Here is a 25,903-nt window from a genome sequence, read left to right as displayed (position 1 = left end):
GGCCCCTGTGGATTGATGGACCGGGAAGGCTATCCCGGGACAGCGAAGGGGCAGAGGCGCGCCATGGCCAAACAGAACGTCGCCGAGCAGTTCGTCGACATCCTCGTCCGCGCCGGCGTGCGCCGGCTCTACGGCGTCGTCGGGGACAGCCTCAACCCGGTGGTGGACGCCGTCCGCCGCAACGCGGCCATCGACTGGGTCCACGTACGGCACGAGGAGACCGCCGCCTTCGCGGCCGGCGCCGAGGCCCAGCTCACCGGCCGCCTGGCCGCCTGCGCCGGCTCCTGCGGGCCGGGCCATCTGCACCTCATCAACGGGCTGTACGACGCCCACCGCTCCATGGCCCCCGTCCTGGCCCTCGCCTCGCACATCCCGTCCAGCGAGATCGGCCTCGGCTACTTCCAGGAGACCCACCCGGACCGGCTGTTCCAGGAGTGCAGCCACTACTGCGAGCTGATCTCCAGCCCGAAGCAGATGCCCCGGCTGCTCCAGAGCGCCATCCAGCACGCGGTGGGACGCAGCGGCGTGAGCGTGGTGTCCCTGCCGGGCGACATCGCCGGTGAGCCGGCTCCGGACAAGGCACCGCAGAGCGCCCTCGTCACGTCCCGGCCGACCGTCCGGCCCGGTGACGCCGAGATCGACCGGCTCGTGGAGATGATCGACGCGGCCGGCAAGGTCACCCTGTTCTGCGGCAGCGGCACGGCCGGCGCCCACGCCGAGGTCATGCGGTTCGCGGAGAAGATCAAGTCGCCGGTCGGCCACGCCCTGCGCGGCAAGGAGTTCATCCAGTACGACAACAAGTTCGACGTGGGGATGAGCGGGCTCCTCGGTTACGGCGCCGCCTACGAGGCCACCCACGAGTGCGACCTGCTGATCCTGCTCGGCACCGACTTCCCGTACAACGCCTTCCTGCCCGACGACGTGCGGATCGCCCAGGTCGACGTGCGGCCCGAGGTGCTCGGCCGCCGCTCCCGGCTCGACCTCGCCGTGTGGGGCGACGTCCGCGAGACGCTGCGCTGCCTGATCCCGCGGGTGCGCGAGAAGACCGGCCGGCGCTTCCTCGACAAGATGCTGAAGAAGCACGCCGACGCGCTGGAGGGCGTGGTCAAGGCGTACACCCGGAAGGTCGACAAGCACGTCCCGATCCATCCCGAGTACGTGGCCGCCGTACTGGACGAGGTCGCCGCCGACGACGCGGTGTTCACCGTCGACACCGGCATGTGCAACGTCTGGGCGGCCCGCTACCTCACGCCCAACGGCCGCCGCCGGATCATCGGTTCGTTCTCGCACGGGTCGATGGCGAACGCGCTGCCCATGGCGATCGGCGCCCAGTTCACCGACCGCCGCCGGCAGGTGGTGGCCATGTCCGGTGACGGCGGATTCTCCATGCTGATGGGCGACTTCCTGACGCTCGTGCAGTACGACCTGCCGGTCAAGGTGGTGTTGTTCAACAACTCCTCGCTCAGCATGGTCGAGTTGGAGATGCTGGTCGCGGGTCTGCCCTCGTACGGCACCGCCAACACCAACCCCGACTTCGCCGCCGTCGCCCGGGCGTGCGGTGCCCACGGGATGCGGGTGGAGAAGCCCAAGCAGCTCGCCGGCGCCCTCAAGGAGGCCTTCCGGCACAAGGGGCCGGCGCTGGTGGACGTCGTCACCGACCCCAACGCCCTGTCCATCCCGCCGCGGATCAGCTCGGAGATGGTCACCGGGTTCGCCCTGTCCGCCTCGAAGATCGTGCTCGACGGGGGAGTGGGCCGGATGCTCCAGATGGCCCGTTCCAACCTGCGCAACGTGCCGCGTCCTTGACGGGGCCGGGGGCGGCTTTCGGCCAGTTTCACGCGGCGTGACGGCGCGCCGACAGCTGGTGCCGGGCGGAGCCGGACCGGTGTCGCGGGGCGTCCGTGGCGCCCAGCGACGTGCGAGAAGCCCGGGGCGTGGCCGCGACCGCGTCCGGCGGCCGGGCGCGCCCCGGTGCGGATGTGGCCGAACCACCGGTCATCGGGCACACCCCAGGACTGCCCGGGAGCCCGCTGGGCAAGCATCCCCCCGTGAACGTGTTCGACCAGGAAGGGCAGGGACCGGCGGCGTGCGGGCGGGGGTCATGAAGAGGCAGGCACGAGGAGGCGGTCCCGTGACCATCGGGGCCTCCTCGATGAAGACGGGGGAGACCGCGGGGGAAAGGGCCGCCACCATCACGGAACACGCGCAGCGACTGAGGCGCAGGCTGGACCGGGCGGACCTCAGGGCGGTGCCGGAGGCCCGCCGGGAGCTGCGCGAACTGCTGCGACACTGGGGCAAACCGGGCCGCTCGGAGATCGCCGAGCTGCTCACCAGCGAACTCGTCACCAACGCGCTCGTCCACACCGACGACGACGCCGTCCTCACGGCCGTCGTGGAACCGGGCGGACTACGGGTGGAGGTGCGGGACTTCGTGGCCCGCAGACCCGCGCCGCACGCCCCGCGACCGGACGACGACACGCACGGCCGGGGCCTGGTGCTGCTGGAGTGCCTCGCCGACGCCTGGGGGGTACGGCCGCACGGGGTGGGTAAGTCGGTGTGGTTCGAACTCGGCGCCGAGGCGGCGTGACGGCATGGGCGGCACGGACGGCGGGACGGCGCGGACGGCAACGGGGCGGGGGCGTGACCCGCGTGGTCACGCCCCCGCCCCGTAGCGCGGTCACCCGCGGACCGGCTGTCAGCCGAACTGCTGCTCCAGGTCCTTCAGCTTGCGCTCCAGGGAGTCCAGGCGCGGCAGGGCCATCGTGTCGTCCTCCGCGGTGAGGTCGACGGCCACCGGCTCAGCTCCGCTGCGGACCGGCTGAAGGGAGGGCCGGGCGCGGACGGGCAGCTGCTCCGCGGTCGATATGGCAGGCTCCGCGGTCGTCGGGGCCGGGCCGCGCTCCACCGCCTGCACCTCGACCTGACGGCCGCTCCGGCCGACGAACCCGCGGTGACCCCGGCTGATCGCCTTCAGCTGGGCACGCTCCACGCGCTGCTGGTCGCGCCGGCGCTGGCGGTTCGCCTCCTTCTGCCGCTTGTCCTCGCGGGCCTCCTCGACCGCCTCGTCGAGGCTGCGTACACCCTCGAGGAGCATCAGCGACCAGGCGCGGTAGGTCTCGCGGGGCGCGCGCATCCAGCGGACCATGCGGATCTGCGGCAGCGGACGCGGCACCAGGCCCTGCTCGCGCAGCGCGGCCCGGCGGGTCTGCTTCAGCGCCCGGTCGAACAGCACCGCCGCCGACAGCGACATGCCGGAGAAGAACTGCGGCGCGCCGTCGTGACCGGCACCCCGGGGCGCGTGCACCCAGTTGAACCAGGCCGCCGCCGCCGCGAACATCCATACGAGCAGCCGCGAACCGAGGGCCGCGTCACCGTGGCTGGCCTCGCGCACCGCGAGCACGGAGCAGAACATGGCCGCACCGTCCAGACCGAACGGCACCAGGTACTGCCAGCCGTCGGTCAGCCCCAGGTTCTGCTCGCCGAAGCCGACGAGCCCGTGGAAGGACAGGGCGGCCGCGACCGCCGCACAGCAGAAGAGGAGCACGTAGGAGGCCGTGCCGTAGACGGCCTCCTTGCGCCGCCGGCGCTCCTCGGTGCGCTCCCACGAGTCGTCCGCGCTCGCGTTCTCCCCGGAGGTGCGCTTGCCGCGCGCGAGCACCGCCACCGCCGCCAGCATGCCCAGGAGCAGCACGGCGCCCGGAAGCAGCCAGTTCAGCGATATGTCGGTCAATCTCATCAGGGGTCCCTTGCATTGGGATAGGGCGTAATGCCCGCCATAGTGGCCCACTCCCGACGGCCCTCAAGGGGTTTCGGGGCAAGAGGCCGCCAAGGAGGTGCAAGGGGATGCCCGCAGACGGCTTTCTGCTCGAACTGCCGCGTGAGGGGCGGGAGTTGAGTTCGAATAAGACTACCCGTACGGGTGGTCCCGCGGAAAGTTCCCGTGGAAGGTGGGGAAACGATGAAGCACCTGTGCGAGGGCCGCGCCGTGAGCCGCGTGTTCCCGTCGCGGTGATCCTAGTGGACGCCGGCCGCGGCGCGGACCTGACGGCCTCTCAAGCGGAAGCGGTACAGGCCGCCTTGCCGGTCCGCCCGCTGTCGCGGGTGCGCGGACAGGTGGCGCACATGTCCTCGGGGCGGACGGTGTAGAACATGCAGCAGCTCGCCCGGACCCGGGTCGCCAGGGGCGCCCCGTCCGGATCCGGCGTCCGGAAAGCCGCCGCACCCGCGTAGGGCCCGGTCGCGCCGGGCAGCAGCAGCCCCAGCTCCCGTACGGCCCGCCGCTCCTCGTCCTCACCGAGCAGCCGGGCGACGTACCACAGCCCCTCCACGACCTCGTCGGTCGCCATCCCCCACAGTGCCCGCCCGCGCCGCCGGGCGCGGGGCCCGAAGGCGTCCAGCACCGGCTCCAGGTGCTCGGCCACGGCCGCCCGCACCCGGGCCCGCAGGGCCTCCTCGTCCGGTACGACGACCGTGCCGGGCAGCACGGCGGCCGGATCGCCGGGCAGACAGGCGAGGGAGACGGGCGGGCGTACGGCCATCCGGCCGGCCGTACGGTGGTACGAGACGTGCGTCACGGGCAGCCGCGGCACCCGGCGGTGCAGGAACCACGGCACGGTGATCAGCAGACAGGCGGCCCAGGCGTAGCGGTGCAGGCCGAAGCTCGCGACGACGTCGGGGCGGGCCGGCCGGCCGTGGTCGCGCAGCACCTGGGCCGCGTCCCAGGCCAGGAACGCGTCCAGCTCCGGCCCGCCGGCGGCGAGCCCGGCGGCACTGGTCCAGCCCTCGCCGGCGGGCGCCGGGCCGTCCGGGCCCAGCTCGGTCACGGTCAGCGCCGGCAGGGCCGCGCCCAGGCGGTCGTACGCGGCGGTGAGCGGCGAGGCCGCAGCGGGCATGGCGGGACCACCGACCCTTCGACACGTCCTTGGCCAGGACCGGAGTGCACAGGTAAGCCTTACCTTACTCATTCTGGCGGAGTTTGCGCTGCCGCCCGGTGCGCCTAAGGTGCTTGACGGACCAGTGACAACCCGTCGTTAATGACCCAAGTACCGACAAGCCGCCAGGAGGACCCGTGAAGCAGGGCGTGCAGGGCTCCGCGGGCACGCGTGCCGCCCGGGTGCCGGCGCAGCAGCGTCCGGCCGCCGCGGAGGCCCCCGTCCGGGAACGGGACGCCGCGGTACCGGGCACGGTGCGGGGCGAGCACACCCACGGTGAGCACGCCCACGGCGAGCGGATCCACGATGAGCGGATCCACGATGAGCACACCCATGGCGAGCGGCCGGTCCCGGGACCGCGGGTCGCGGTGCGGCGCTCCTCCGTGCGCGGACAGATCCTGGACGCCCTGCGCACCGCCCTGGTCACCGGCGAGCTGCGGCCGGGCGAGGTCTACTCGGCGCCGGCCCTCGGCGAACGCTTCGGCGTCTCCGCCACACCCGTGCGGGAAGCCATGCAGCAGCTCACCCTGGAGGGCGCCGTCGAGGTCGTCCCCAACCGCGGCTTCCGGGTCGTCCGGCGGGGGGCGCGGGAACTGGCCGAACTGGCCGAGGTCCGCGCGCTGATCGAGGTGCCGGTGATACTGCGGCTCGCCCGCACAGTGCCGGCCGAACGGTGGGCCGCGCTGCGGCCCCTCGCCGAGGAGACGGTCCGGGCGGCCGCGTGCGGCTGTCCGGCGACGTACGGGGAGGCCGACCGGGCGTTCCACCGGGCCCTGCTCGCCCTGGCGGGCAACGAACAGCTCGTCCGGATCGCCGAGGATCTGCACCGGCGGTCGCAGTGGCCGCCGGTGCGGCCCGGGCGGCCCGGGCTGGTGGCGGACGCGGCGGAGCACCTGGCGCTGCTGGACGCGTTGGGTGCCGGGGACTGCGAGGTCGTGCGGGGGCTGGTGGGAGAGCATTTCGCCGGCGCGAGCTGAGCGGTTGGCGGGTCGTGGGACGGGCTGAGACCGTCTCCCGGGTGCGGGTCCGTCGTGGCCGGTCGCGCAGTTCCCCGCGCCCCTTGGGGGGTTGTGGTGGCCGGCGGGTGTCCCGCATCCGGGGACGGTGGGTCGGTCCTACGCCGTTGCCGCTCCCGGGGCCGGGGGGGTGAGGTGGTGAGCCAGCCAGGTGGGGACTCCGCCGAGGAGGCGGAACAGGCGGCGGGCCTCCTCGCGCAGGCGGGACGCCTCCGGTTCCTCCTCCGTGTCCGCCAGGGAGGCCAGTGCGGGGGCCGTGCCCACCAGGTAGCCCAACTCCTCGCGGATGCGCAGGGATTCGGCGAAGCCGTGCCGGGCCTCCGCCACCTCGCCCTCGCGCAGGGCGAGTCCGGCGAGGTGCCGCCAGGTGAAGGACAGCAGGAGCGGGTCCCCGTGGGCCGTGGCGCCCGTGTGCGCGCGCCGGTACGCGGCCCGGGCCGCCTGCGGGGAGCGGGTCAGGTTCTCGGCGAGCAGCCCCCGGCGGAAGTCCAGCAGGGGCCGCCCGGCCGCCCCCGGAGGGATCAGCGCCGCCGCCCGGCCGAGCGCGGCCCGCGCCTCGTCGGCCCGGTCGCGGACCCCGTGCAGCGTGGCGGCGTAGGCGAGCTGGCCCCGCTCGCAGGCGGCGGCCCCGCGCTCCTCGTCGTCGTGGGCCAGGGCCTCCGCCGTCCGCAGCGCGTCCTCCGCGTCCTGCCAGCCCCGCTCGGTGTACAGGCACCGTTCGACCAGGAGTCCGGCCCGCTGCAACGCCGTACCGGGACGGTCGGCCGGCAGCAGGGCCGCGGCGTCGGCCCAGCAGGCACGGCTGCGCAACCGCCATACCGCGGTCTGGAGCGGATCGTCACCGGTGGTTCCGTTACCAGACATGGCGGTATGCGCCACGTTGCCCTCCCCGAGCACGCCATCGAGCTGTTGAGTGGTGGCGGCATTCCAGCACCGATCGCGGGGCCGGGCCAAGAGGGTGGGTGAAAGATTTCACAAAGTCGTGGGGCGCGGACGCGGCCGTTCCCGGCCGTCGTGCGCCCCCGCCGGCCTCAGCTCATGCGCAGGGCCAGGAAGAAGTCGAGCTTGTCCTCGAGGCGGGAGAGGTCCCGTCCCGTCAACTGCTCGATCCGGCCCACCCGGTAGCGCAGCGTGTTGACGTGCAGGTGGAGGCGGCCGGCGCAGCGCGTCCAGGAGCCGTCGCAGTCGAGGAACGCCTCCAGCGTCGGGATCAGCTCGGCGCGGTGCCGACGGTCGTAGTCCGTCAGCGGGTCCAGCAGACGGGCCGTGAACGCGCGGCGGACGTCGTCCGGGACGAAGGGCAGCAGCAGGACGTGACTGGCCAGTTCCTGGTGGCCGGCGGCGCAGACCCGGCCGGGGCGGGCCGCCGCCACCCGGCGGGCGTGCCGGGCCTCCTCCAGGGCGCCGCGCAGGCCCTCCGCCGAGTGCACGGCCGCGCTGACGCCGAGGGTGAGCCGCCCGTCGCCGTCCAGACCGGCCGACAGCGGCTCCTGTACCGACCGGAGCAGGGCGTCGGCGAGCAGCCCGGTCTCGGAGCCGTCGTGCTCGGTGGAGACGGCGGGGAGGGGGACCAGGGCGATCGCCTCGTCGCCGGTGTGCGCGACGGCGATGCGGTCGGACGGCTCCGGGCCGGACGCCAGGGGGTCGACGAGCACCTCCTCCAGCAGGGACTGGGCGACCGCGCCGCCTCCGGCCTCCTCGCCCTCCCACTCCACGCGGGCCACGACGATCTGCCAGTGCGGTGCCGCCCCGAGCCCGGGCAGCAGCACCGGCGCGGCCACCCGCAGCCGGGCGGCGATCTCGGCGGGCGCGGCGCCCGTCTGGACCAGCTCCAGCACCTCCTGGGCGAGCCGGCGCCGCACCGTGCGGGCCGCGTCGCGGCGGTCCCGTTCGACGGCGATCAGCTGGGTGACGCCCTGGAGCAGGTCCAGCCGCTCCGCGGGCCAGTCGCCCGCGTCCGCCTCCACGGCCAGCAGCCAGTCCGCCAGTACCGTCTCGCGGACGTCGCGGGGGGCCTGCGGGGAGCGGGCGGCGGAGCGCACCGGGAACAGGGAGTAGGTGGAGCCGTTGAGCAGGACCCGGTGCGGGCCGCGGCGGCCGGTGCGGGTGGCGGCCAGGTGCTCCGCGGCGAGCCGGGCGCAGGTCTCGGCGGGCAGCGCCGGGCCGCCGACCTCGGAGCCGGCGATCAGCCGGCCGGTGGGGGAGAGCACCCAGGCGCGCAGGTCCAGGTCGGAGCCGAGCAGGTCCAGGACCACGTCCGGGCCACCGCCGGCCGGGCCCGACGTCATCATCCGCCGGTGCCGGTCCACCACCGCGGCCAGGTCACCGGCGCGCTCGCCGGAGACCTGCCGGACGACGTGCTCGGTGATCGTGGCGAACGCCACCGACTCGTGCACCGCGAACAGCGGCAGCCGGTGCCGGGCGCAGGCCGCCACCAGGTCCTGGGGCACATCGCCCAGCTCGGCCTCGCCGGCCGCGAGCGCCGCCACCCCGGCCTGGACCAGGATCCGTACGAAGGGCTCCGAGTCGTCGGCGTCCCGGCGCCAGGCCAGGCCGGTCAGCACCAGCTCACCGCCGGTGAGGTAGCGGCTGGGGTCGCGCAGGTCGGTGGTCATGACCCCGCGTACCGCGCGGTCCAGCTCGTCCTCGCCGCCGAGCAGCCGCAGGCCCAGCGCGTCGGTGTCCAGCAGTGCGCGCAGCCGCATCTCGTCGCCGCCGTTCTTTGTCTCGAAACCTACGATGGATCTTGAAGGGGGGCGCGGGGCGCGCCCAGGGCGGGCGCGCACGGCGCGTACGCCGTGGTCTCTCGCGCTGATTCCTGCGTTTCCCCAGGAAAACGGAGAGGTTACCGATGACCTCCGTTCATACGAATCTACAAGATGCCTGGCCTGGCCAGCCAACTCCTTCATGGTTTCGGTGACTGACCCCGCCGGAGTACGGAGCGGTGTACTGAGTCCACTCCGCGTAAACAGCACATGAACGAGCCGGGACCGCCGCACACGGATTGGCTCAATCTGTACGACTCACGTACGACTCACGAGACGAAGAAGAGAGCCGGTCATGGACTTCCTTCGCCCCGCCAGCTGGGAGGAGGCGCTCGCCGCGAAGGCCGAGCACCCCACCGCTGTGCCGATTGCGGGTGGCACCGATGTGATGGTCGAGATCAACTTCGACCACCGCCGGCCCGAGTACCTCCTCGACCTCAACCGCGTCGGCGACCTCTTCGAGTGGGAGGTGGGGGAGGACACCGTACGGCTGGGCGCCTCCGTCCCGTACACCAGGATCATGGAGGACCTCCGTGCCGAGCTGCCGGGCCTGGCGCTCGCCTCGCACACGGTCGCCTCCCCCCAGATCCGCAACCGCGGCGGTGTCGGCGGCAACCTCGGCACGGCCTCGCCCGCCGGTGACGCCCACCCCGCCCTCCTCGCGGCCGGCGCCGAGGTCGAGGTCGAGTCGGCGGCCCGCGGCACCCGCCTCATCCCGATCGACGCGTTCTACACGGGCGTCAAGCGCAACGCGCTCCAGCCCGACGAGCTGATCCGCGCCGTGCACGTCCGGAAGGCGGACGGACCGCAGCAGTACTCGAAGGTGGGTACCCGCAATGCCATGGTCATCGCCGTGTGCGCCTTCGGTGTCGCCCTGCACCCCCGGACCCGGACGGTGCGCACCGGCATCGGTTCCGCCGCCCCGACCCCCGTGCGGGCCAAGACCGCCGAGGAGTTCCTGAACGCGGCCCTGGAGGAGGGCGGCTTCTGGGACAACGGAAAGATCATCACTCCGTCGGTCGCCAAGCGGTTCGCGGAGCTGTGCTCCGGTGCCTGCAACCCGATCGACGACGTCCGGGGCACCGCGAGCTACCGCCGGCACGCGGTCGGCGTCATGGCCCGCCGGACGCTCACCTGGACCTGGGAGTCCTACCGCGGCGCCCGCCGCGCATCCGAGGGAGCTGCGTAATGCGCGTCAACTTCACCGTCAACGGACGCCCGCAGGAGGCCGACGACGTCTGGGAGGGCGAGTCCCTGCTGTACGTGCTGCGGGAACGCCTCGGCCTGCCGGGCTCGAAGAACGCCTGCGAGCAGGGCGAGTGCGGGTCGTGCACCGTCCGGCTGGACGGCGTGCCGGTCTGCTCCTGCCTGGTCGCCGCCGGCCAGGCCGAGGGCCGCGAGGTCGTGACCGTCGAGGGCCTGGCGGACTACGCCAGGCAGCGCACCGAGGGCGGCTGCGCCACCGGCGCCTGCGGCACGCCGACGACCTCGCTCGACGAGGCCCGGCAGTGGCAGGCCAAGGGCACCGGCCCACGCACCGGCGAGGGCGGCGGGCTGTCCCCGGTCCAGCAGGCGTTCATCGACGCCGGCGCCGTCCAGTGCGGCTTCTGCACCCCCGGTCTGCTCGTCGCCTCCGACGAACTCCTGGAGCGCAACCCGAACCCGTCCGACGCCGACATCCGTGAGGCGCTGTCGGGCAACCTGTGCCGCTGCACGGGCTACGAGAAGATCATGGACGCGGTCCGCCTCGCGGCCGCCCGCCAGTCCGAGGGGGTCTGAGCATGCCCGCCAACGGCGCACCCACGAAGATCACGCAGGGCACCCCGACCCGGGGCGGCATCGGCGAGTCCACGCTCCGCCCGGACGGCACCCTGAAGGTCACCGGCGAGTTCGCGTACTCGTCCGACATGTGGCACGAGGACATGCTGTGGGGCCAGATCCTGCGCTCCACCGTCGCACACGCCGAGATCGTGTCGATCGACACCTCCGAGGCACTCGCGCTGCCCGGCGTGTACGCCGTCCTGACGTACGACGACCTGCCCACCGAGGTGCGGAACTACGGCCTGGAGATCCAGGACACCCCGGTCCTCGCGCACGGCAAGGTGCGCCACCACGGCGAGCCGGTCGCGATCGTCGCCGCCGACCACCCGGAGACGGCCCGCCGCGCCGCCGCCAAGATCAAGGTGGACTACAAGGAGCTTCCCGTCATCACCGACGAGGCCTCCGCCACCGCGCCGGACGCGATCCTCGTCCACGAGAACCGCGACGACCACCACATCGGCCACGTCCCCCACCCCAACATCGTCCACCGCCAGCCGATCGTCCGCGGCGACGCGGCCGAGGCCGCCGCCCGGGCCGACGTCATCGTCCGGGGCGAGTACACGTTCGGCATGCAGGACCAGGCCTTCCTCGGCCCCGAGTCCGGCCTCGCCGTCCCCGAGGAGGACGGCGGCGTCCACCTCTACATCGCAACCCAGTGGCTCCACTCCGACCTGCGCCAGATCGCCCCCGTCCTCGGCCTGCCCGAGGACAAGGTGCGGATGACGCTGGCCGGCGTCGGCGGCGCGTTCGGCGGCCGGGAGGATCTGTCGATGCAGATCCACGCCTGCCTGCTCGCGCTGCGCACCGGCAAGCCGGTGAAGATCGTCTACAACCGGTTCGAGTCCTTCTTCGGGCACGTCCACCGTCACCCGGCCAAGCTGTACTACGAGCACGGCGCCACCAGGGACGGCAAGCTCACGCACCTGAAGTGCCGGATCGTGCTGGACGGCGGCGCGTACGCCTCCGCCTCCCCGGCGGTCGTCGGCAACGCCTCCTCGCTGAGCGTCGGGCCGTACGTCGTCGAGGACGTCGACATCGAGGCCGTCGCCCTCTACACCAACAACCCGCCCTGCGGCGCCATGCGCGGCTTCGGCGCGGTCCAGGCGTGCTTCGCGTACGAGGCGCAGATGGACAAGCTGGCGAAGGAACTGGGCATGGACCCGGTGGAGTTCCGGCAGCTGAACGCCATGGAACAGGGCACGCTCATGCCGACGGGCCAGCCCGTCGACTCGCCCGCCCCCGTCGCCGAACTACTGCGCCGCGTCAAGGCGATGCCGCTGCCGCCGGAGCGCCAGTGGGAGTCCAGCGAGGGCGCCGACGTACGGCAGCTGCCCGGTGGCCTGTCCAACACCACGCACGGCGAGGGCGTCGTCCGCGGCATCGGCTACGCGGTCGGCATCAAGAACGTCGGTTTCTCCGAGGGCTTCGACGACTACTCCACCGCCAAGGTGCGCATGGAGGTCGTGGGCGGCGAGCCCGTCGCCACCGTGCACACCGCGATGGCGGAGGTCGGCCAGGGCGGTGTCACCGTCCACGCGCAGATCGCCCGCACCGAACTCGGCGTCACCCAGGTGACGATCCAGCCGGCCGACACCCAGGTCGGCTCCGCGGGTTCCACCTCGGCCTCCCGGCAGACGTACGTCACCGGCGGCGCCGTGAAGAACGCCTGCGAGCTCGTCCGCGAGAAGGTCCTGGAGATGGGGCGCCGCAAGTTCGGCTCCTACCACCCGGCCTGGGCCACGGCCGAACTCCTCCTGGAGGGCGGCAAGGTCGTCACCGACGGCGGCGAGGTCCTCGGCGACCTGGCCGACGTCCTGGAGAGCGAGGCCGTCGAGGTCGAGGCGGAATGGCGGCACCGGCCGACCGAGGCCTTCGACCTGCGCACCGGGCAGGGCAACGGGCACGTCCAGTACTCCTTCGCCGCGCACCGCGCGGTCGTGGAGGTCGACACCGAGCTGGGCCTGGTCAAGGTGATCGAACTGGCCTGCGCCCAGGACGTCGGCAAGGCGCTCAACCCGCTCTCCGTCATCGGCCAGATCCAGGGCGGCACCACCCAGGGCCTGGGCGTCGCGGTGATGGAGGAGATCATCGTCGACCCCAGGACGGCGAAGGTCAGGAACCCCTCCTTCACGGACTACCTCATCCCCACGATCCTCGACACGCCGACCATCCCGGTCGACGTGCTCGAACTCGCCGACGACCACGCCCCCTACGGGCTGCGCGGCATCGGCGAAGCCCCGACCCTGTCGTCCACGCCGGCCGTCCTCGCGGCGATCCGGAACGCGACCGGGCTGGAGCTGAACCGCACTCCGGTACGGCCCGAGCACCTGACGGGAACGTGACCCTCCGGGGTCCCAACCGGTGATCTCCTGGGGGGACTTCCGTTCCCCCAGGCCCCACTGTTCGTCTCGGGCCGTCCCCCGGGCCGTCCAATCCCAAATCCCGTGTCCCGACAGGCGTCCGCACGGGTGCCCCTGTGAACCTTGGGAGTTGGCCCATGACCCAGCAGTCAGTGGAGCCGAGAACCGCAGCCGACGACGCGGGCGATGGCAGCCGCGTCCCGGCAGGGCGGTCCTGGCTCGACCGTTACTTCCACATATCCAGAAGAGGGTCCACGGTCTCGCGAGAGGTCCGCGGCGGCATCACCACCTTCATGGCGATGGCGTACATCCTCCTGCTCAACCCCCTGATCCTGTCCGGCAAGGACGCGGCGGGGGACACGCTCGGCCAGAAGGCGCTGATCACCGCCACCGCGTTCGCGGCGGCCTTCACCACACTCCTGATGGGCTGGGCCGGCAAGGTGCCGCTCGCCCTCGCCGCCGGCCTCTCCGTCTCCGGCGTGCTGTCCTCGCAGGTCGCTCCCCAGATGACCTGGCCGCAGGCCATGGGCATGTGCGTGATGTACGGCGTCGTCATCATGCTGCTGGTCGTCACCGGCCTGCGCGAGATGATCATGAACGCGATCCCCCTCGCGCTCAAGCACGGCATCACGATGGGCATCGGCCTGTTCATCGCCCTCATCGGCTTCTACAAGTCCGGCTTCGTGCACCAGGGCAAGGCCACCCCGCTCGCCCTCGGCCCCGCCGGCGAACTCGCCGGCTGGCCGGTCCTGCTCTTCGCCGGCACCCTGCTGCTGATCTTCATGCTCCAGGCCAGGAACGTCCCCGGTGCCATCCTCATCGGGCTCGTCACCGGCACGGTCGTCTCCGCGGTCCTCAACGGCCTCGGCGTCATCGCTCCCGGCCAGTGGGCCAACGGCGCCCCCGAGCTGCCCGGCAGCGCGGTCTCGATGCCCGACTTCTCGCTCTTCGGGCACGTCGAGTTCGGCGGCTGGGGCAAGGTCGGGGCGATGACGATCGGCATGATCGTCTTCACCCTGGTGCTCGCCGGCTTCTTCGACGCGATGGCCACCATCATCGGCGTCGGCACCGAGGCCGGTCTGGCCGACGACAAGGGCCGCATGCCGGGCCTGTCCAAGGCGCTCTTCATCGACGGCGCCGGCGGCGCGATCGGCGGTGTCGCGGGCGGCTCCGGCCAGACCGTGTTCATCGAGTCCGCGACCGGCGTCGGAGAGGGCGCCCGCACCGGTCTCGCCTCCGTCGTCACCGGTCTGTTCTTCGCGGCCTGCCTGTTCTTCACGCCGGTCACCGCGATCGTGCCGCAGGAGGTTGCCTCCGCCGCCCTCGTCGTCATCGGCGCCATGATGCTGATGAACGCCCGGCACGTGGACTGGGCCGACCGCGCCACCGCCGTCCCGGTCTTCCTGACCGTCGTCCTGATGCCGTTCACCTACACCATCACCACCGGCGTGGCCGCGGGCGTGATCTCGTACGTGGCCATCAAGACCGCCCAGGGCAAGGCCCGGGAGATCGGCGCCTTCATGTGGGGTTTGACCGTCGTCTTCCTGGTCTACTTCGCCCTTCACCCCCTGGAGGGCTGGCTGGGCGTCCGCTAGCCGCCCGCCGCCCCGCACCCACCCGCGAACCCCTTCGAGGAGACCGAGACATGCTGGACATCGCCGAGGAGCTGAACCGGTGGGTCGAGCAGGGCCGTGACTTCGCCGTCGCCACCGTCGTGGCCGTGGGCGGCAGCGCCCCGCGCCGGCCCGGCGCCGCCCTCGCGGTGGACGCCGACGGCACGGCCGTCGGATCGGTCTCCGGGGGGTGCGTGGAGGGCGCCGTGTACGAGCTGTGCCGACAGGCGCTCCAGGACGGGCGGACCGTCCTGGAACGCTTCGGGTACAGCGACGAGGACGCCTTCGCCGTCGGCCTGACCTGCGGCGGCGTCATCGACATCCTCGTCACGCCGGTCCGGTCGGACTCTCCCGCCCGGCCGGTGGCCGCCGCCGCGCTGGCCGCCGCCGCGCGCGGGGAGGCGGCGGCGGTCGCGCGGATCGCCGAGGGCCCGGCCGAGCTGCGGGGCCGGGCCCTGCTGGTCCGGCCCGACGGGTCGTACGACGGAGGGTTCGGTGCCCACCCCGAACTGGACCGCACGGTCGCCGCCGAGGCCCGCGCCCACCTGGACGCGGGCCGCACCGGCACCGTGGAGATCGGCGAGCAGGGCTCGCGCTGCGGCTCCCCGCTCACGGTCCTGGTGGAGTCCTCGGTGCCCGCACCGCGAATGATCGTCTTCGGCGCGATCGACTTCGCGTCGGCGCTGGTCCGCGTCGGCAAGTTCCTGGGCTACCACGTCACGGTGTGCGACGCCCGCCCGGTGTTCGCCACCCGGTCCCGCTTCCCGGACGCCGACGACATCGTCGTGGAGTGGCCCCACCGGTACCTCGCGCGCACCGAGGTCGACGGGCGTACCGTCCTGTGCGTCCTCACCCACGACGCCAAGTTCGACGTGCCCCTGCTGCGGCTGGCGCTGCGGCTGCCGGTCGCCTACGTCGGCGCGATGGGCTCCCGCCGCACCCACCTGGACCGCAACGAGCGGCTCCGCGAGGTCGGCATCACCGAGCGGGAGCTGGCCCGGCTGCACTCCCCGATCGGCCTCGACCTCGGCGCGCGGACCCCCGAGGAGACGGCCCTGTCCATCGCGGCGGAGATCGTCGCCGACCGGCGGGGCGGCAGCGGGGCCTCACTGACCGGGGCACACACCCCGATCCACCACGACAGGGAAACGCGGCGGTCCGGACACATAGGGTCCGTCGCCTGAACCCCCGCGTGGGTCCCGGCGTGCGGGAGTCACCGGGCGGCAGTCCGGATGCGTGGGATCCGGCGTGCGGGAGTTACCGGGCGGCAGTCCGGCCGCGTCGGTCCCGGCGCGCGAGTTACCGGGCGGCAGTCCGGGTGCGTCGGTTGCGGCGTGCGAGTCACCGGGCGGCAGACCGGATGCCTCGGTCCCGGCGTGCGAGCCACCGCGACGGCCGCGCGCCGTCCCTGTACCGGCTGCCGACGGGCCCCCGGCCGGCTGGGAGCCTCCGGTGCCGTCGCCGTAGCCCGCGGCAGCGCGTAGGGCCGGGCGCCTCGGCCGCCCGGTACGGGTCCGCCCGCTCGCCCAGCCGCGTCACCGCGGCCAGCGGGACGCCCCCGTCCTCACCCCTGTCGCCTCGGGCCTGGCGGCCGGCGCCTGTCGCCTCGCGGCCGTCGCCCGTCGCCTCACGCCTGTCGGAGCAGTCGGTTCGCCGCCCGGCCGAACATCCGGCGGGACACCTGCCCGAGGACGCCGTCGAAGGCGCGGGGCAGGAAGCGCACCCACAGCTCCTCGCGCCACACCACCCGGCTGCGGCCCCCGGGCCCCGGCCGTACCTCGATCTCCGCCCAGCCGAGGATCACCCGGCCGCGTTTCTCCAGCCGGCACAGGCCGGCCTCGTCGTCGGCGGGCGGGTGCCAGACCGTCACCTCCATCACGTCGTCGAAGGCGAGCGGGCCGACGCCCGAGCGGGCCACGAAGCGCGTGCCCTCCCGGGTCGGCGCGGGCGTGAGCACCTTGATCCGGGTCAGCGGGACCGCGTCGGCGTGGCGGGGCCATTCCGTGAGCCGGCGCCACGTCTCCTCGAGCGGGAGCGGCACGGTGCGTTCGAAAGAGAAGAAGGGCACGGCACGATCGTAGGCAACCGGCGCCGTTCACCTGCGCGTTCGCCCCCGGGTCACCTGTCCGGAGCAACGGTCGCCCGGCGCGGCCGTACGCGTGGCCCGGCCCGCGGGGTCAGGGACGGTAGACCTTGCCCGGCTCGGCCTTGCCGGGCGCCAGCAACTGGGGGACCGTCACGAAGACGTAGCCGCGCGCCTTCAGCGCGTCGATGATGCCGGGTACGGCCGGCACGGTCCCCTGGTAGATGTCGTGCAGGAGGATGATCCCGTCCCGGGAGGCCTGGTCGAGGACCCGCTGGGTGATGAGCGCCGAGTCGGTGGTCGTGTAGTCCTTGGCGGTCACGCTCCACAGCACCTCCGCCAGGCCCAGTTCCTTGCTGATGGCGTGCACGTTCGCGTCGGTGCGGCCCTGGGGCGGGCGCATCAGCGTCGGCTTGTGCCCGGTGAGCCGCTCGATGGCGTCGTTCGGCCGCTTCAGCTCCTCGCGTATCCGCGCGTCGGATATCCGGGTCAGGATCTTGTGGTCCCAGGTGTGGCTCGCCACCTCGTGGCCCTCGTCCGCCATCCGCCGGACCAGCTCCGGGTACTTCTCGATGTGCCGCTTGCCGAGCAGGAAGAAGGTGGCCGGGACCTTCTTCTCCTTGAGGATGTCCAGCAGGCGGGCGGAGTTCTCGCTGGGGCCCGCGTCGAAGGTGAGCGCGATGCACTTGGCCTCGCGGCAGTCGACGGTGCCGAGCCGGGCCGGTGCCCCGTGCACCGCCGCGGCGCGGGCGGTGCTGGGCGCGGTCGTGTCGACCTGGGCGCAGCCGGACAGCGTGAGCGTCAGACAGGCCGCGGCGGACGCGAGGGCGGGGAGAGGGAACCTCCGGCCCGCCACGCGCGTCTTCCTGGTCGCGTGGTCCGGCGTGGAGGTCGTGTCGGTCGAAAGAGGCATGGGCGGACTATACACTGCGTGTATAGTACAGATGTGCGAATGTCTGACCTGCGGCAACGCGGATCCGGCCGTCGCTCGCCCACCCCGGCGCCCGCTCCCGCGCCCGTGCACCCACCCCCCGGCGTCCGCTCCCGCACCGGTGCAACGACCCCGTGCACACCAGTGGTACCGGCCGGGTACGCGGAGTAACCTCAAGGGCATGACGCGCACGGGGGAGCGAGTCGTCACATCGCGCTTACGGACACCGTCCTGGATCGCGCGCATCGAGGCGCCGGACGGCCGGGTCCTCGGTGCGGGCGTGCTCCTCGCCCCCGACCGGGTCCTCACCGCCGGTCACGTCGTCGATCCCGGCCCCCGCTACACCGTCCGCCTCGTCGGCGTACCCGGCCTCGCCGCCGTCGCCGCCACGGTCCGCGCCGACGAACACGTACCCCAGCGCCGGGACGCCTTCGGCGACCGCAGCGGCGACCTCGCCCTGCTGCGGCTGGCCGCACCGCTGCCCGCCGAGCACACCACCCGGCTCTACCGGCTCGCCGCACCCCACGGGCCCGTCAGCATGTACGGCTTCCCCGACGGTGACGACGGCGGACGCTGGCACGGCGCCACCCTGGTCGCCGCCCGCGGCCGGGACAGCCAGGTGCAGCTGCGCCCGCTGACCCCCGGCGAACTCGCCGCCCCCGGCTTCAGCGGCGGCGGAGTCGTCGACCACGCCACCGACCAGGTCATCGGCATCGTCCTCAGCGTGGACGAGGGACCGGGCTACGCCTTCAGCTACATGAGCCCCACCGAGACCATTCTCAGCCACCTCCCGCAGGCCGCCGCCTGGACCGACGGCGCCGAGGCCGTCGACCCGCGGCTGCGCAGCGACACCGGCGGCCCCACCGGCCGGCTCGACCTCCCGTTCGCCACCGAACTCACCGCCTGGTTCCGCGGCGCGGGCTGGCCGGTGCTCGTCACCGTCGTCCCCGCCGCCGGCGACCGCGCCTGGACCCTGCAACGAGCCGTCACCCTCGCCGACCGGGAACTGCGCACCCACCGCAACACCAGCGCCGTCAGCCACGACCCGCCCGAGACCGTGCCCCCCGCCGGCGCGCAGGATCTCGCCCTGGACGTCACGCAACTTACCGCCGCCGAGGTCATGGACCGCATCGCCGAACGCCTCGGCATCCGCGACGACCCCCGGCCCGAACGGCTCGGCACCCTGCGCCTCCCGCTCGCCGCCGTCCTCGTCGCCGTCGACGAGGCCGCCGAACCCGACGCCGTGCTCGGTCTGCTGGACCGGCTCGCCCGGCAGGGGGCCAGGCTGCTGCTGGTGTTCCGCCGCCCCGGTGAGCGCGCCGCACACGCCACCGACCTGCTCGTCCACCGCCCGCTGCGCGAGCGCTGGACGCGCCTGAACAACGAACTCCGCCGGATCACCGACGAACTCGGGCCCGCGCTCGACGTACGCCGGGACCGCGTGCTGCCCGCGCCCGGCACCCGGCACCTGCTGGACCGGGCCGAAGCCGGCGTACGGCGCACCCGCATGCTGTGCGCCTGGGTCGCCCACACCCCGGACCACGAACGCGAACCCGGGCGCGCCGACCTGCTGTTCACCTTCGAGGACGCCGTCGGCCGCCGCAGGCGGCGCCTGGAACAGGCCGTCGGCATGCTCGACGCCCGGCTGCGCCGCCGTGAGGAACTCCTCGGCCGGGTCGGCGCCGAATGGCCGCTGTGCCGGCAGCGGGCCACCGCCCACGGCGACCGGGTCGTGGAGGCCTACCGGCTCTACGAACACGCCCTGTCGCTGCTGCGGCACACCCCCTGCGACATCGAACGGGCCGAGACGGCCGTCGAGGCGTTCGTCGGCTTCTGCTCCGCCCCCGCACCCGAAGAGGAGGGCGCGTCGTGACCTCGTGCCTGCGGCCCGGCTGCGCGGGCCGCATCATGGTCACCGGCTACTGCGGCACCTGCGGCCACCGGCACGCCGAGCCGCGCACCGCACCGCCGCAGCCGCCACCGGTCACCACCATCGAGGACACGGCCGGCCCGGCGGCCGTCCACGCCGTCGCCGGCATCGGCGGACTCGACCAGCACGGACTCGTCGTCCTGCCCGAGGTGCCCGTCCCCGACGACGTGCTCGTCAAGGACCCCCGCCCGCCCACCGGAGGCCGCCGCTGCGGCGCCGACGGCTGCACGATGATCATCGGCGTGGGCTACGGCGGCCAGCCCGCCCGCGACACCGGCCGCTGCCCCCGCTGCGGCACGCCGTACTCCTTCCTGCCCCAGCTCGCCCCGGGCGACGTCGTCGCCGGCCACTACAAGGTCCTCGGCTGCCTCGCCCACGGCGGCCTCGGCTGGATATACCTCGCCGAGGACACCGACGCCGACGGACACCGCGTCGTCCTCAAGGGCCAGATCAACGTGCGCGACGACCTCGCCCGCCACGCCGCCGTCGAGGAACGCCGTTCCCTCACCGACCTCCACCACCCCGACATCGTCCGCCTCATCACCTACACCCAGCACCGGGCCGCCGGCCACCCGCCCACCGGCTACCTGGTCATGGACTACATCGGCGGACGCTCCCTCCAGCAGCTCTTCGACGCCGACGACGCCGAACGGATCTTCCACGGCCGCCCCCGTCTCGACCACGTCCTCACCTACGGCTGCAAGATCCTCGGCGCCCTCCAGTACATGCACGAACGCGGCCTGCTCCACTGCGACATGAAGCCCGCCAACGTCATCCACTTCGGCCGGGCGGTCAAGGTCGTCGACCTCGGCGCCGTCCGCGCCATCGGCGACCGCACCTCCGCCTACGTCCACACCGCCGGCTTCGCCCCGCCCCAGGAGGAGATCGACCGCCGAGGCTGGCACGTCGACAGCGACCTCTACACCGTCGGCATGACCCTCCAGGCCCTGGCCCGCGACACCCAGCCCGCCCGCGGCCTCGCCCCCGACTCCTTCCGCCGCCTCGTCGACCGCGCCACCCACGCCGAACCCCGCGCCCGGTTCCGCTCGGCGGCCGAGATGTCCCGCCAGCTCTGGGAGGTCCTGCGCGAATACCGTTCCTTGCAGTTCGGCGAGCAACTGCCGGAGAGCTCCACCCGGTTCCGCGCCACCGGCGCCAGCCTCGACGCCGGACTCGGCGCCATCCCGGCCCTCGACCACTGGACCGCCCGCCCCGGTGAGCGGCCCGCCGGCCTGGACGTCTCCCCACCCCCCGCCGCGGAGGCCGCCGGCGCCCTGCCCGAACCGGTCCCCGACCCGGACGACGGCGCCGCCCTGCTGCTGGACACCTTCCCGCCCGACGCCCCCGACCGCGTCGCCCGGCAGTGGCCCCGCGAATCCCGCCTCGGCACCCCCGAGACCGCGCTGTGGCTGTGCCGCGCCTACCTCAGGAAAGGCGAACAGCAGGCGGCGGAGAGCTGGCTCGCCGAGGCCGAGACACAGCTCGGCGAACGCGCCGCCGCCCACGACTGGCGCATCGCCTGGCACCGGGGCGTCCTCCATCTCAGCAAGGGCGAAGTGGCCCTGGCCGGCGGCCGCTTCGACGCCGTCTACCGCGCCCTGCCCGGCGAGTACGTGCCCAAGCTCGCCCTCGGCTACTGCGCCGAGCGCACCGGCGGCGGACGCCCGGCCCGGGCCATGCGGTTCTACGAGGCCGTATGGAAACGGGACTCCGCGCACACCCCCGCCGCCTTCGGCCTGGCCCGCGGCCACCTCGCCGGCGGCGACCGGGACGCCGCCGTCCACGTCCTCGACGAGGTCCCCGCCACCTCCCGCCACCACGACGCCGCCCGCATCGCGGCCGTACGCGTCCGCGCCGGCGTCCTGCACGGCACCCCGCCCACCCCGGCCGGCCTGCGGGACGCCGCCCAGCGGCTGCCCCGGCTCAGCCTCGACGGCGGGGCCGCGGCCGGCGAGTCCCGGGCCCGGCTGGTCGCCGAGGTCCGGGAGAACACCCTGCACAGCCGCCCGGCTCCCGGCTGGGGCCCCGAGTTCCCCGCCGGTGACCTCCTGGGCCCCGGCGACGAGAACAGCCTGCGCACCCTGCTGGAACAGTCCTTCCGGCAGCTCGCCGCGCAGGCCCGCACCGCCGGCGAACACGGCCGGCTGCTCGACCTGGCCCACGCCGTCCGGCCGATGACCACCTTCTGACCCACTCACACTCCCGGGAAGAGGCAGCGATGACCGTGGCCGAGGAGACCGAGGTGACGCTCGCGGTCGGCCAGCACAAGGAACTGCCCGCCGTGCCGGACGTGTCCGGACGCCGGCCCGAACAGGAGATGCACGCCATCCTGGAGATCGGGGTCAGGAGCCGGCCCGGCCCGCAGCACACCGGCGCGCCCGCGCCGGGCACCGGGCCCGCGCTCGCCGAGGTGCTGATCGTCGACACCTCCCGCTCGATGCTCCACCCCGCCGCCAAGCTGCACGCCGCGAAGGACGCCACCGCGGCGGCGGTCCGGATGCTGCCCGACGGAACCGCCTTCGCCGTCCTCTCCGGGCGGTTCGACGCCACCCTCGTCCACCCCGGGCCCGACCGGCCCGTGCTCGCCGTCGCCGGGCCCGCCGAACGCGAGGCCGCCGAACGAGCCGTACGCATCCTGGACGCCGACGGCGGCACCGCCCTGGGCACCTGGCTCGACCTCGCCCGGCGGCTGCTCAAGGACCACCCCGCGCCCGTCAAACACGTCCTGCTCCTCACCGACGGGCGCAACGAACACGACCACCGGGCCGCCATGCCCCTGGACACCGCGCTCGGCGCCTGCGAGGGCCGCTTCGTCTGCGACGCCTGGGGCATCGGCGACGACTGGGACGCCGAACTGCTGCTGCGCATCACCCGGCGGCTGCACGGCCGCGCCCACGCCGTCCGCGCCGAATCCGAACTGACCTCCGCCTACGAGGAGTTGATGGCCGGCTTGCTCGGGACGGCGGTGCCCGAACTGCGCATCCGGCTCACCCCCACCCCCGGCACGGTGATCCGCCAGGTCAAGCAGGTGGTGCCCGCCGAGCAGGACCTGCCGGCCGTCCCGGCCGGGTCCGGCGGGCGCGCCGTGGAGTACGTCACCCGTGCCTGGGGCGACGAGGTACGGCACTTCCAGGTCGTGCTGACCGCCGACCCGACCGGCCGCGAGACCGACGAGGACCTCCAGCTCGCCGCCGTGGAGATCGTCCTGCCCGGCTTCGGCCGACCGGTACGGCTGCCCGCACCGCAGCCCGTCCTGGTGCGCTGGACCGACAACCCGCGCGACGCCTCCCGGCAGTATCCCGGCGTGCGCCGCCACGAGCGGTACCAGCAGGCCGGCGCCGCCGTCGCCCGTGCCTATCGCGCCTGGCTGCGCGGCCCGGACGGCAGCGCCACGGCCGACCACGCCCTCGGTCAGGCGCTCGCCCTGGCCGACGAACTGGGCGACGCCCCACTCCGCGACGCGCTCCGGCGCATCGAGGCGACACCGGGCACCGGCCGCGTCCGCCCCGGCCTCAAGGACGTCGACTGGCAACACCTGATCCTCTCCAGCGCCCTGACCACCCCACCGGCCCGGACGGCCGGGGGTGGGGGGTCCGGGCCGGTGGGTGGTGTGTCGGTACCGCCCGGGGACGGTGCGGCCGCACCGCCTGGGGATGCTGTGCCCGCATCACCCGGGGCGGACGCCCGCCTGTCGCCCGGGTCCGGGGCCGGCGTGCCGGCACCGCCCGGTGGCGGTGTCCCCGTACGCTCCGGCGACGGCGCCCCCGCATCGCACACGCCCGATGGTTCCCTGCCTCCCGAGGCCGACGACCCACCGCTCCCCGAGGCCGACGCCCCTGTACCGGCGGGAGCCGGTGTCGCTCCTGCCGTCCTACCCGGCGGCCCCGGCACCCCGGATGCTCCCCATGCCCCCGTCCCCGCCGTCCCCGCCGTTCCCGTGCGTGCCGACGGGCTTGTGGAGTGTCCGGGGTGTCGGTGGCTCGGGCCGGCCGAGTCCGTGTACTGCGGGGGTGCCTGTGGGCGGCGGCTGAGGGAGGCGTCGGAGTGAAGGGCGGCGAGGCGACGTCGGCCGGTGCCGGCGGGGGCACCGGCGGGTCCGGGAGGCCGTGGCCGCCGCGCGGGCGGGCGCGGACGGCCGACCGCCGCGCAGCCGCCCGGGCGGACCGCAACCCGCTCACCCGGCTCCTCGGTGCCGGCCGGCGCCCGCCGGACGGCGGCAGCACGACCGCGTACGACCTCGCGGTACGCCACCGCCTGCTGCTGGCCCTGTCGGTCCTGCTCACCCTCTCCCTGTTCCTGTCGTACCAGGGCGTGCACGGCGACGCCGATCCGCTGCGCACCGCCAGCGCCCCGGCGGTGCTGTCCCTCGACACCGCGCAGTACGCCCTGGGCCAGGCCCAGCGGGACGCCGGAGCGGCGGCACCGACCAGCGACTTCCAGAAGCAGATCTCGGTCGCCGCGCACAGCCTCGCGGCGGCCGCCGGTGACGACGTCGGCGGCCCGGCGGGCCGGCAGGCCCTGCTGACGGTCGCCGGGCTGATCACCGTGTACGCCGTGAAGGTGCAGCAGTCCCAGCTCCAGCCGGAAGAGGACGTGCTGCGCGAGGCGTACCGCCGCTACGCCACCAGCATCCTGAGCGATGAAGGCTCGGGGATACAGGCCCGGCTGACGGCCCTCCAGCGCCAGCAGCGCGCCGCCGTGCACCGGCAGACCTCGTTCGGCCCGCTGCTGTGGCTCGCCTGGACCGTGACGCTGCTGCTGGCCCTCGCTCTGGCCGCCGCGCTGGTGGAGACACAGCTCTTCCTCCGCCGCCGCTTCCGGCGCCGCTACAACCGGCACCTCATCGCGGCAGGCGTCCTGCTGCTCGGCGGGGTGGCCGTCACCGTGCTGTTCACCGTGTGGACCCAGCAGGGCATGGCGGACACCCGCGCCCTGCTCGGACGCCGGCTGGACGGACCGGACATCACCGACGCGGGGCGGCACACCGCCTCGTACCTCGCGCACACCGGCTTCCGTGCGGCAGCCGCCGGGTGGATCCTGATAGGAGGCGTCCTGCTCATGGCACTGGCCGAGACGGGGCTGCGACGGCACATGGACGACTACCGGTTCAGGCCCCGGTGAGCGCGCGGCACAGCGGTCCCGCGCCGGCCGCCCCCGGGCGCCGCCCCCGCCCCTCCCGCCGCCTCGTCCGCATCGTGACGCTGGTGGCGGCCTGTCTGGCCGTCCTGGTGGCGGCCGTCGTGGTGGGCGTGCGCACCCTCGGGCGGGAGCCCACCGTCACCTTGCTGGCCAACTGGACCGACGACGACGAAACGAGGTTCCGCAAGGCGGTGATCGAGCCGTTCGAGCGGGAGTACCACATCCGGGTCGAGTACCAGGGCAGCTCCGCCGAGAGCCAGGTGCTGGGCGCCGACGTGGAGGCCGGGACGCCGCCCGACGTGGTGGTGCTCACCGGCCCCGGTGAACTCGCCGAGTACGCCCGGCAGAAGAACCTCGTCGCCCTGGAGGGCCTCGTCCCGCGCGGCGCCTTCGGGGCGTCCTGGGCCACGCCGCTCGCGGACGGCCACGTGTACTGGTTCCCGCTCAAGGCCGACCTGAAGAGCATCGTCTGGTATCCGGCGGGTGTAGGCGCACAGCAGCGCGCCGACGCGGCGAAGCAGCCGGCCCAGTGGTGTGTCGGCATGGGCTCCGGTGCCACCAGCGGCTGGCCCGGTACGGACTGGATCGAGGACATCCTGCTCCAGCAGTCCGGTCCGCGCGTCTACACGCAGTGGGCGCGCGGCGACCTGTCCTGGCGCTCGAAGGCGGTCCGACGGGCGTGGACGACCTGGGGCGAGCTGGTCGGCGCCGGCGGCGAACGGGATCTCGTCCGGCGGGCCCTGCTGACCCCGTACGGCGGGGCGTCCCAGCCGATCACCACGGTTCCGCGCGGCTGCACCCTGGAACACCAGGCGTCGTTCATCCGCAAGAAGACCCGCTGGGAACGCGCCGACGGCCGGTACGAACCCTCCGCCCGCCGCATCCCCGGGGCCACCGGCAACGGCGCGTGGGAGGTGTCCGGGGACCTGGTCGCCCTGCTGCACGCCACCCCGGAGGCGGAGCGGCTGATCCGCTACCTCGCCTCCGCCGACGCCCAACGCGCCTGGAGCGTCGCGGAGTCCGGCTTCTCCGTCAACGCCGGTGCGCAGCCCGCCCCCGGCAGCGCCGGTCCCGCCTGGCACCGCTCCCTCGCGGGCATCCTCATCGACGACCACGCGGTGCACTGCTTCGACGCCTCCGACGCGATGCCGCCCTCGGTGCGCGACGCGTTCGCCGAGGCGACCATCGAGTTCCTCGCCCACCCCCGCCACCTGGACGCCCTGCTGCGCTCCCTGGACACCCTCAGCGGCACCCCGGGCCTGACCTGGGTGCCCTCGGTGTGCGACCGCGTGCCGTGAACCGGCCGGCGTGTCC

Annotated in this window: 19 protein-coding genes; 13 read left to right on the top strand and 6 right to left on the bottom strand. The window is 73.9% G+C overall.

Going from position 1 to position 25,903, the window contains the following annotated elements; genetic code table 11:
• Positions 1–63: 63 nt before the first annotated feature.
• Both AB0F03_RS31485 and AB0F03_RS31480 read left to right on the top strand, forming a co-directional pair.
• Positions 64–1,806, top strand: coding sequence for a pyruvate dehydrogenase (locus tag AB0F03_RS31485; RefSeq protein ID WP_361998121.1), 1,743 nt, complete (start codon positions 64–66; stop codon positions 1,804–1,806).
• A 346-nt stretch (positions 1,807–2,152) separates the two neighbouring features.
• Complete coding sequence (locus tag AB0F03_RS31480) at positions 2,153–2,587, top strand: ATP-binding protein (RefSeq protein ID WP_361998145.1); 435 nt, start codon at positions 2,153–2,155, stop codon at positions 2,585–2,587.
• Positions 2,588–2,695: 108 nt separating this feature from the next.
• Here AB0F03_RS31480 and AB0F03_RS31475 read toward each other — a convergent pair whose 3' ends face one another.
• Together AB0F03_RS31475 and AB0F03_RS31470 are read right to left on the bottom strand one after the other, a co-directional pair.
• Positions 2,696–3,736 carry a DUF2637 domain-containing protein gene (locus AB0F03_RS31475; protein ID WP_361998118.1) on the bottom strand — a complete coding sequence of 347 codons (1,041 nt, stop codon included), beginning with the start codon at positions 3,734–3,736 and terminating at the stop codon, positions 2,696–2,698.
• 316 nt (positions 3,737–4,052) lie between these two features.
• Positions 4,053–4,892: a (2Fe-2S)-binding protein gene (locus tag AB0F03_RS31470; RefSeq protein WP_361998115.1), complete on the bottom strand. Its 840-nt coding sequence runs from the start codon at positions 4,890–4,892 to the stop codon at positions 4,053–4,055.
• A 176-nt stretch (positions 4,893–5,068) separates the two neighbouring features.
• Between AB0F03_RS31470 and AB0F03_RS31465 the strand changes: the two genes are divergently transcribed.
• Positions 5,069–5,908 carry a GntR family transcriptional regulator gene (locus tag AB0F03_RS31465; RefSeq protein WP_361998112.1) on the top strand — a complete coding sequence of 280 codons (840 nt, stop codon included), beginning with the start codon at positions 5,069–5,071 and terminating at the stop codon, positions 5,906–5,908.
• Between the two features lie 138 nt (positions 5,909–6,046).
• Here the strand turns inward: AB0F03_RS31465 and AB0F03_RS31460 are convergent, their stop codons facing one another.
• A complete protein-coding gene (locus AB0F03_RS31460) occupies positions 6,047–6,811 on the bottom strand; it encodes a hypothetical protein (RefSeq protein WP_361998110.1) in 765 nt (254 codons plus the stop codon).
• A gap of 167 nt (positions 6,812–6,978) precedes the next feature.
• Positions 6,979–8,652: a PucR family transcriptional regulator ligand-binding domain-containing protein gene (locus AB0F03_RS31455; RefSeq protein WP_361998107.1), complete on the bottom strand. Its 1,674-nt coding sequence runs from the start codon at positions 8,650–8,652 to the stop codon at positions 6,979–6,981.
• A 355-nt stretch (positions 8,653–9,007) separates the two neighbouring features.
• Between AB0F03_RS31455 and AB0F03_RS31450 the strand changes: the two genes are divergently transcribed.
• From AB0F03_RS31450 to AB0F03_RS31430, 5 genes are all read left to right on the top strand, one after another.
• A complete protein-coding gene (locus tag AB0F03_RS31450; RefSeq protein ID WP_361998105.1) occupies positions 9,008–9,901 on the top strand; it encodes a xanthine dehydrogenase family protein subunit M in 894 nt (297 codons plus the stop codon).
• A complete protein-coding gene (locus tag AB0F03_RS31445; RefSeq protein ID WP_361998102.1) occupies positions 9,901–10,491 on the top strand; it encodes a (2Fe-2S)-binding protein in 591 nt (196 codons plus the stop codon). The genes AB0F03_RS31450 and AB0F03_RS31445 overlap by 1 nt, the downstream gene beginning before the upstream one ends.
• A gap of 2 nt (positions 10,492–10,493) precedes the next feature.
• Positions 10,494–12,875 carry a molybdopterin cofactor-binding domain-containing protein gene (locus AB0F03_RS31440; protein ID WP_361998099.1) on the top strand — a complete coding sequence of 794 codons (2,382 nt, stop codon included), beginning with the start codon at positions 10,494–10,496 and terminating at the stop codon, positions 12,873–12,875.
• A gap of 155 nt (positions 12,876–13,030) precedes the next feature.
• Positions 13,031–14,488, top strand: a complete 1,458-nt coding sequence (locus AB0F03_RS31435; protein ID WP_361998097.1) for an NCS2 family permease — start codon at positions 13,031–13,033, stop codon at positions 14,486–14,488.
• Positions 14,489–14,538: 50 nt separating this feature from the next.
• Positions 14,539–15,690, top strand: coding sequence for an XdhC/CoxI family protein (locus AB0F03_RS31430; protein ID WP_361998094.1), 1,152 nt, complete (start codon positions 14,539–14,541; stop codon positions 15,688–15,690).
• A 443-nt stretch (positions 15,691–16,133) separates the two neighbouring features.
• Here the strand turns inward: AB0F03_RS31430 and AB0F03_RS31425 are convergent, their stop codons facing one another.
• Both AB0F03_RS31425 and AB0F03_RS31420 read right to left on the bottom strand, forming a co-directional pair.
• Positions 16,134–16,574, bottom strand: coding sequence for an SRPBCC family protein (locus tag AB0F03_RS31425; RefSeq protein WP_361998091.1), 441 nt, complete (start codon positions 16,572–16,574; stop codon positions 16,134–16,136).
• 109 nt (positions 16,575–16,683) lie between these two features.
• Complete coding sequence (locus tag AB0F03_RS31420) at positions 16,684–17,502, bottom strand: polysaccharide deacetylase family protein (protein ID WP_361998089.1); 819 nt, start codon at positions 17,500–17,502, stop codon at positions 16,684–16,686.
• Positions 17,503–17,701: 199 nt separating this feature from the next.
• Between AB0F03_RS31420 and AB0F03_RS31415 the strand changes: the two genes are divergently transcribed.
• From AB0F03_RS31415 to AB0F03_RS31395, 5 genes are read left to right on the top strand one after another with little or no spacing between them, the layout of a single operon-like run.
• Positions 17,702–19,393, top strand: a complete 1,692-nt coding sequence (locus tag AB0F03_RS31415; RefSeq protein WP_361998086.1) for a trypsin-like peptidase domain-containing protein — start codon at positions 17,702–17,704, stop codon at positions 19,391–19,393.
• Positions 19,390–21,639: a tetratricopeptide repeat protein gene (locus AB0F03_RS31410; protein WP_361998083.1), complete on the top strand. Its 2,250-nt coding sequence runs from the start codon at positions 19,390–19,392 to the stop codon at positions 21,637–21,639. The genes AB0F03_RS31415 and AB0F03_RS31410 overlap by 4 nt, the downstream gene beginning before the upstream one ends.
• A gap of 29 nt (positions 21,640–21,668) precedes the next feature.
• Positions 21,669–23,498, top strand: coding sequence for a VWA domain-containing protein (locus AB0F03_RS31405; protein ID WP_361998080.1), 1,830 nt, complete (start codon positions 21,669–21,671; stop codon positions 23,496–23,498).
• Positions 23,495–24,571, top strand: a complete 1,077-nt coding sequence (locus AB0F03_RS31400; RefSeq protein ID WP_361998078.1) for a hypothetical protein — start codon at positions 23,495–23,497, stop codon at positions 24,569–24,571. Before AB0F03_RS31405 ends, AB0F03_RS31400 begins: the two co-directional genes overlap by 4 nt.
• A complete protein-coding gene (locus AB0F03_RS31395) occupies positions 24,568–25,887 on the top strand; it encodes an extracellular solute-binding protein (protein ID WP_361998075.1) in 1,320 nt (439 codons plus the stop codon). The genes AB0F03_RS31400 and AB0F03_RS31395 overlap by 4 nt, the downstream gene beginning before the upstream one ends.
• Positions 25,888–25,903: the final 16 nt, after the last annotated feature.

Source organism: Streptomyces sp. NPDC028722 (genome assembly GCF_040637655.1).
Classification (GTDB): Bacteria; Actinomycetota; Actinomycetes; order Streptomycetales; family Streptomycetaceae; genus Streptomyces.
Note: the sequence above shows the minus strand (reverse complement) of the source record. Positions and strands in the feature narration are given on the sequence as shown.

What these genes read in the sequence shown, in the direction of transcription:
- AB0F03_RS31415 (WP_361998086.1), top strand. Translation starts at nt 17,702, where the DNA reads ATGACGCGCACGGGGGAGCGAGTCGTCACATCGCGCTTACGGACACCG.
- AB0F03_RS31475 (WP_361998118.1), bottom strand. Translation starts at nt 3,736, where the DNA reads ATGAGATTGACCGACATATCGCTGAACTGGCTGCTTCCGGGCGCCGTG.
- AB0F03_RS31450 (WP_361998105.1), top strand. Translation starts at nt 9,008, where the DNA reads ATGGACTTCCTTCGCCCCGCCAGCTGGGAGGAGGCGCTCGCCGCGAAG.
- AB0F03_RS31470 (WP_361998115.1), bottom strand. Translation starts at nt 4,892, where the DNA reads ATGCCCGCTGCGGCCTCGCCGCTCACCGCCGCGTACGACCGCCTGGGC.
- AB0F03_RS31460 (WP_361998110.1), bottom strand. Translation starts at nt 6,811, where the DNA reads ATGTCTGGTAACGGAACCACCGGTGACGATCCGCTCCAGACCGCGGTA.
- AB0F03_RS31455 (WP_361998107.1), bottom strand. Translation starts at nt 8,652, where the DNA reads ATGCGGCTGCGCGCACTGCTGGACACCGACGCGCTGGGCCTGCGGCTG.
- AB0F03_RS31485 (WP_361998121.1), top strand. Translation starts at nt 64, where the DNA reads ATGGCCAAACAGAACGTCGCCGAGCAGTTCGTCGACATCCTCGTCCGC.
- AB0F03_RS31435 (WP_361998097.1), top strand. Translation starts at nt 13,031, where the DNA reads ATGACCCAGCAGTCAGTGGAGCCGAGAACCGCAGCCGACGACGCGGGC.
- AB0F03_RS31480 (WP_361998145.1), top strand. Translation starts at nt 2,153, where the DNA reads ATGAAGACGGGGGAGACCGCGGGGGAAAGGGCCGCCACCATCACGGAA.
- AB0F03_RS31430 (WP_361998094.1), top strand. Translation starts at nt 14,539, where the DNA reads ATGCTGGACATCGCCGAGGAGCTGAACCGGTGGGTCGAGCAGGGCCGT.
- AB0F03_RS31420 (WP_361998089.1), bottom strand. Translation starts at nt 17,502, where the DNA reads ATGCCTCTTTCGACCGACACGACCTCCACGCCGGACCACGCGACCAGG.
- AB0F03_RS31445 (WP_361998102.1), top strand. Translation starts at nt 9,901, where the DNA reads ATGCGCGTCAACTTCACCGTCAACGGACGCCCGCAGGAGGCCGACGAC.
- AB0F03_RS31440 (WP_361998099.1), top strand. Translation starts at nt 10,494, where the DNA reads ATGCCCGCCAACGGCGCACCCACGAAGATCACGCAGGGCACCCCGACC.
- AB0F03_RS31405 (WP_361998080.1), top strand. Translation starts at nt 21,669, where the DNA reads ATGACCGTGGCCGAGGAGACCGAGGTGACGCTCGCGGTCGGCCAGCAC.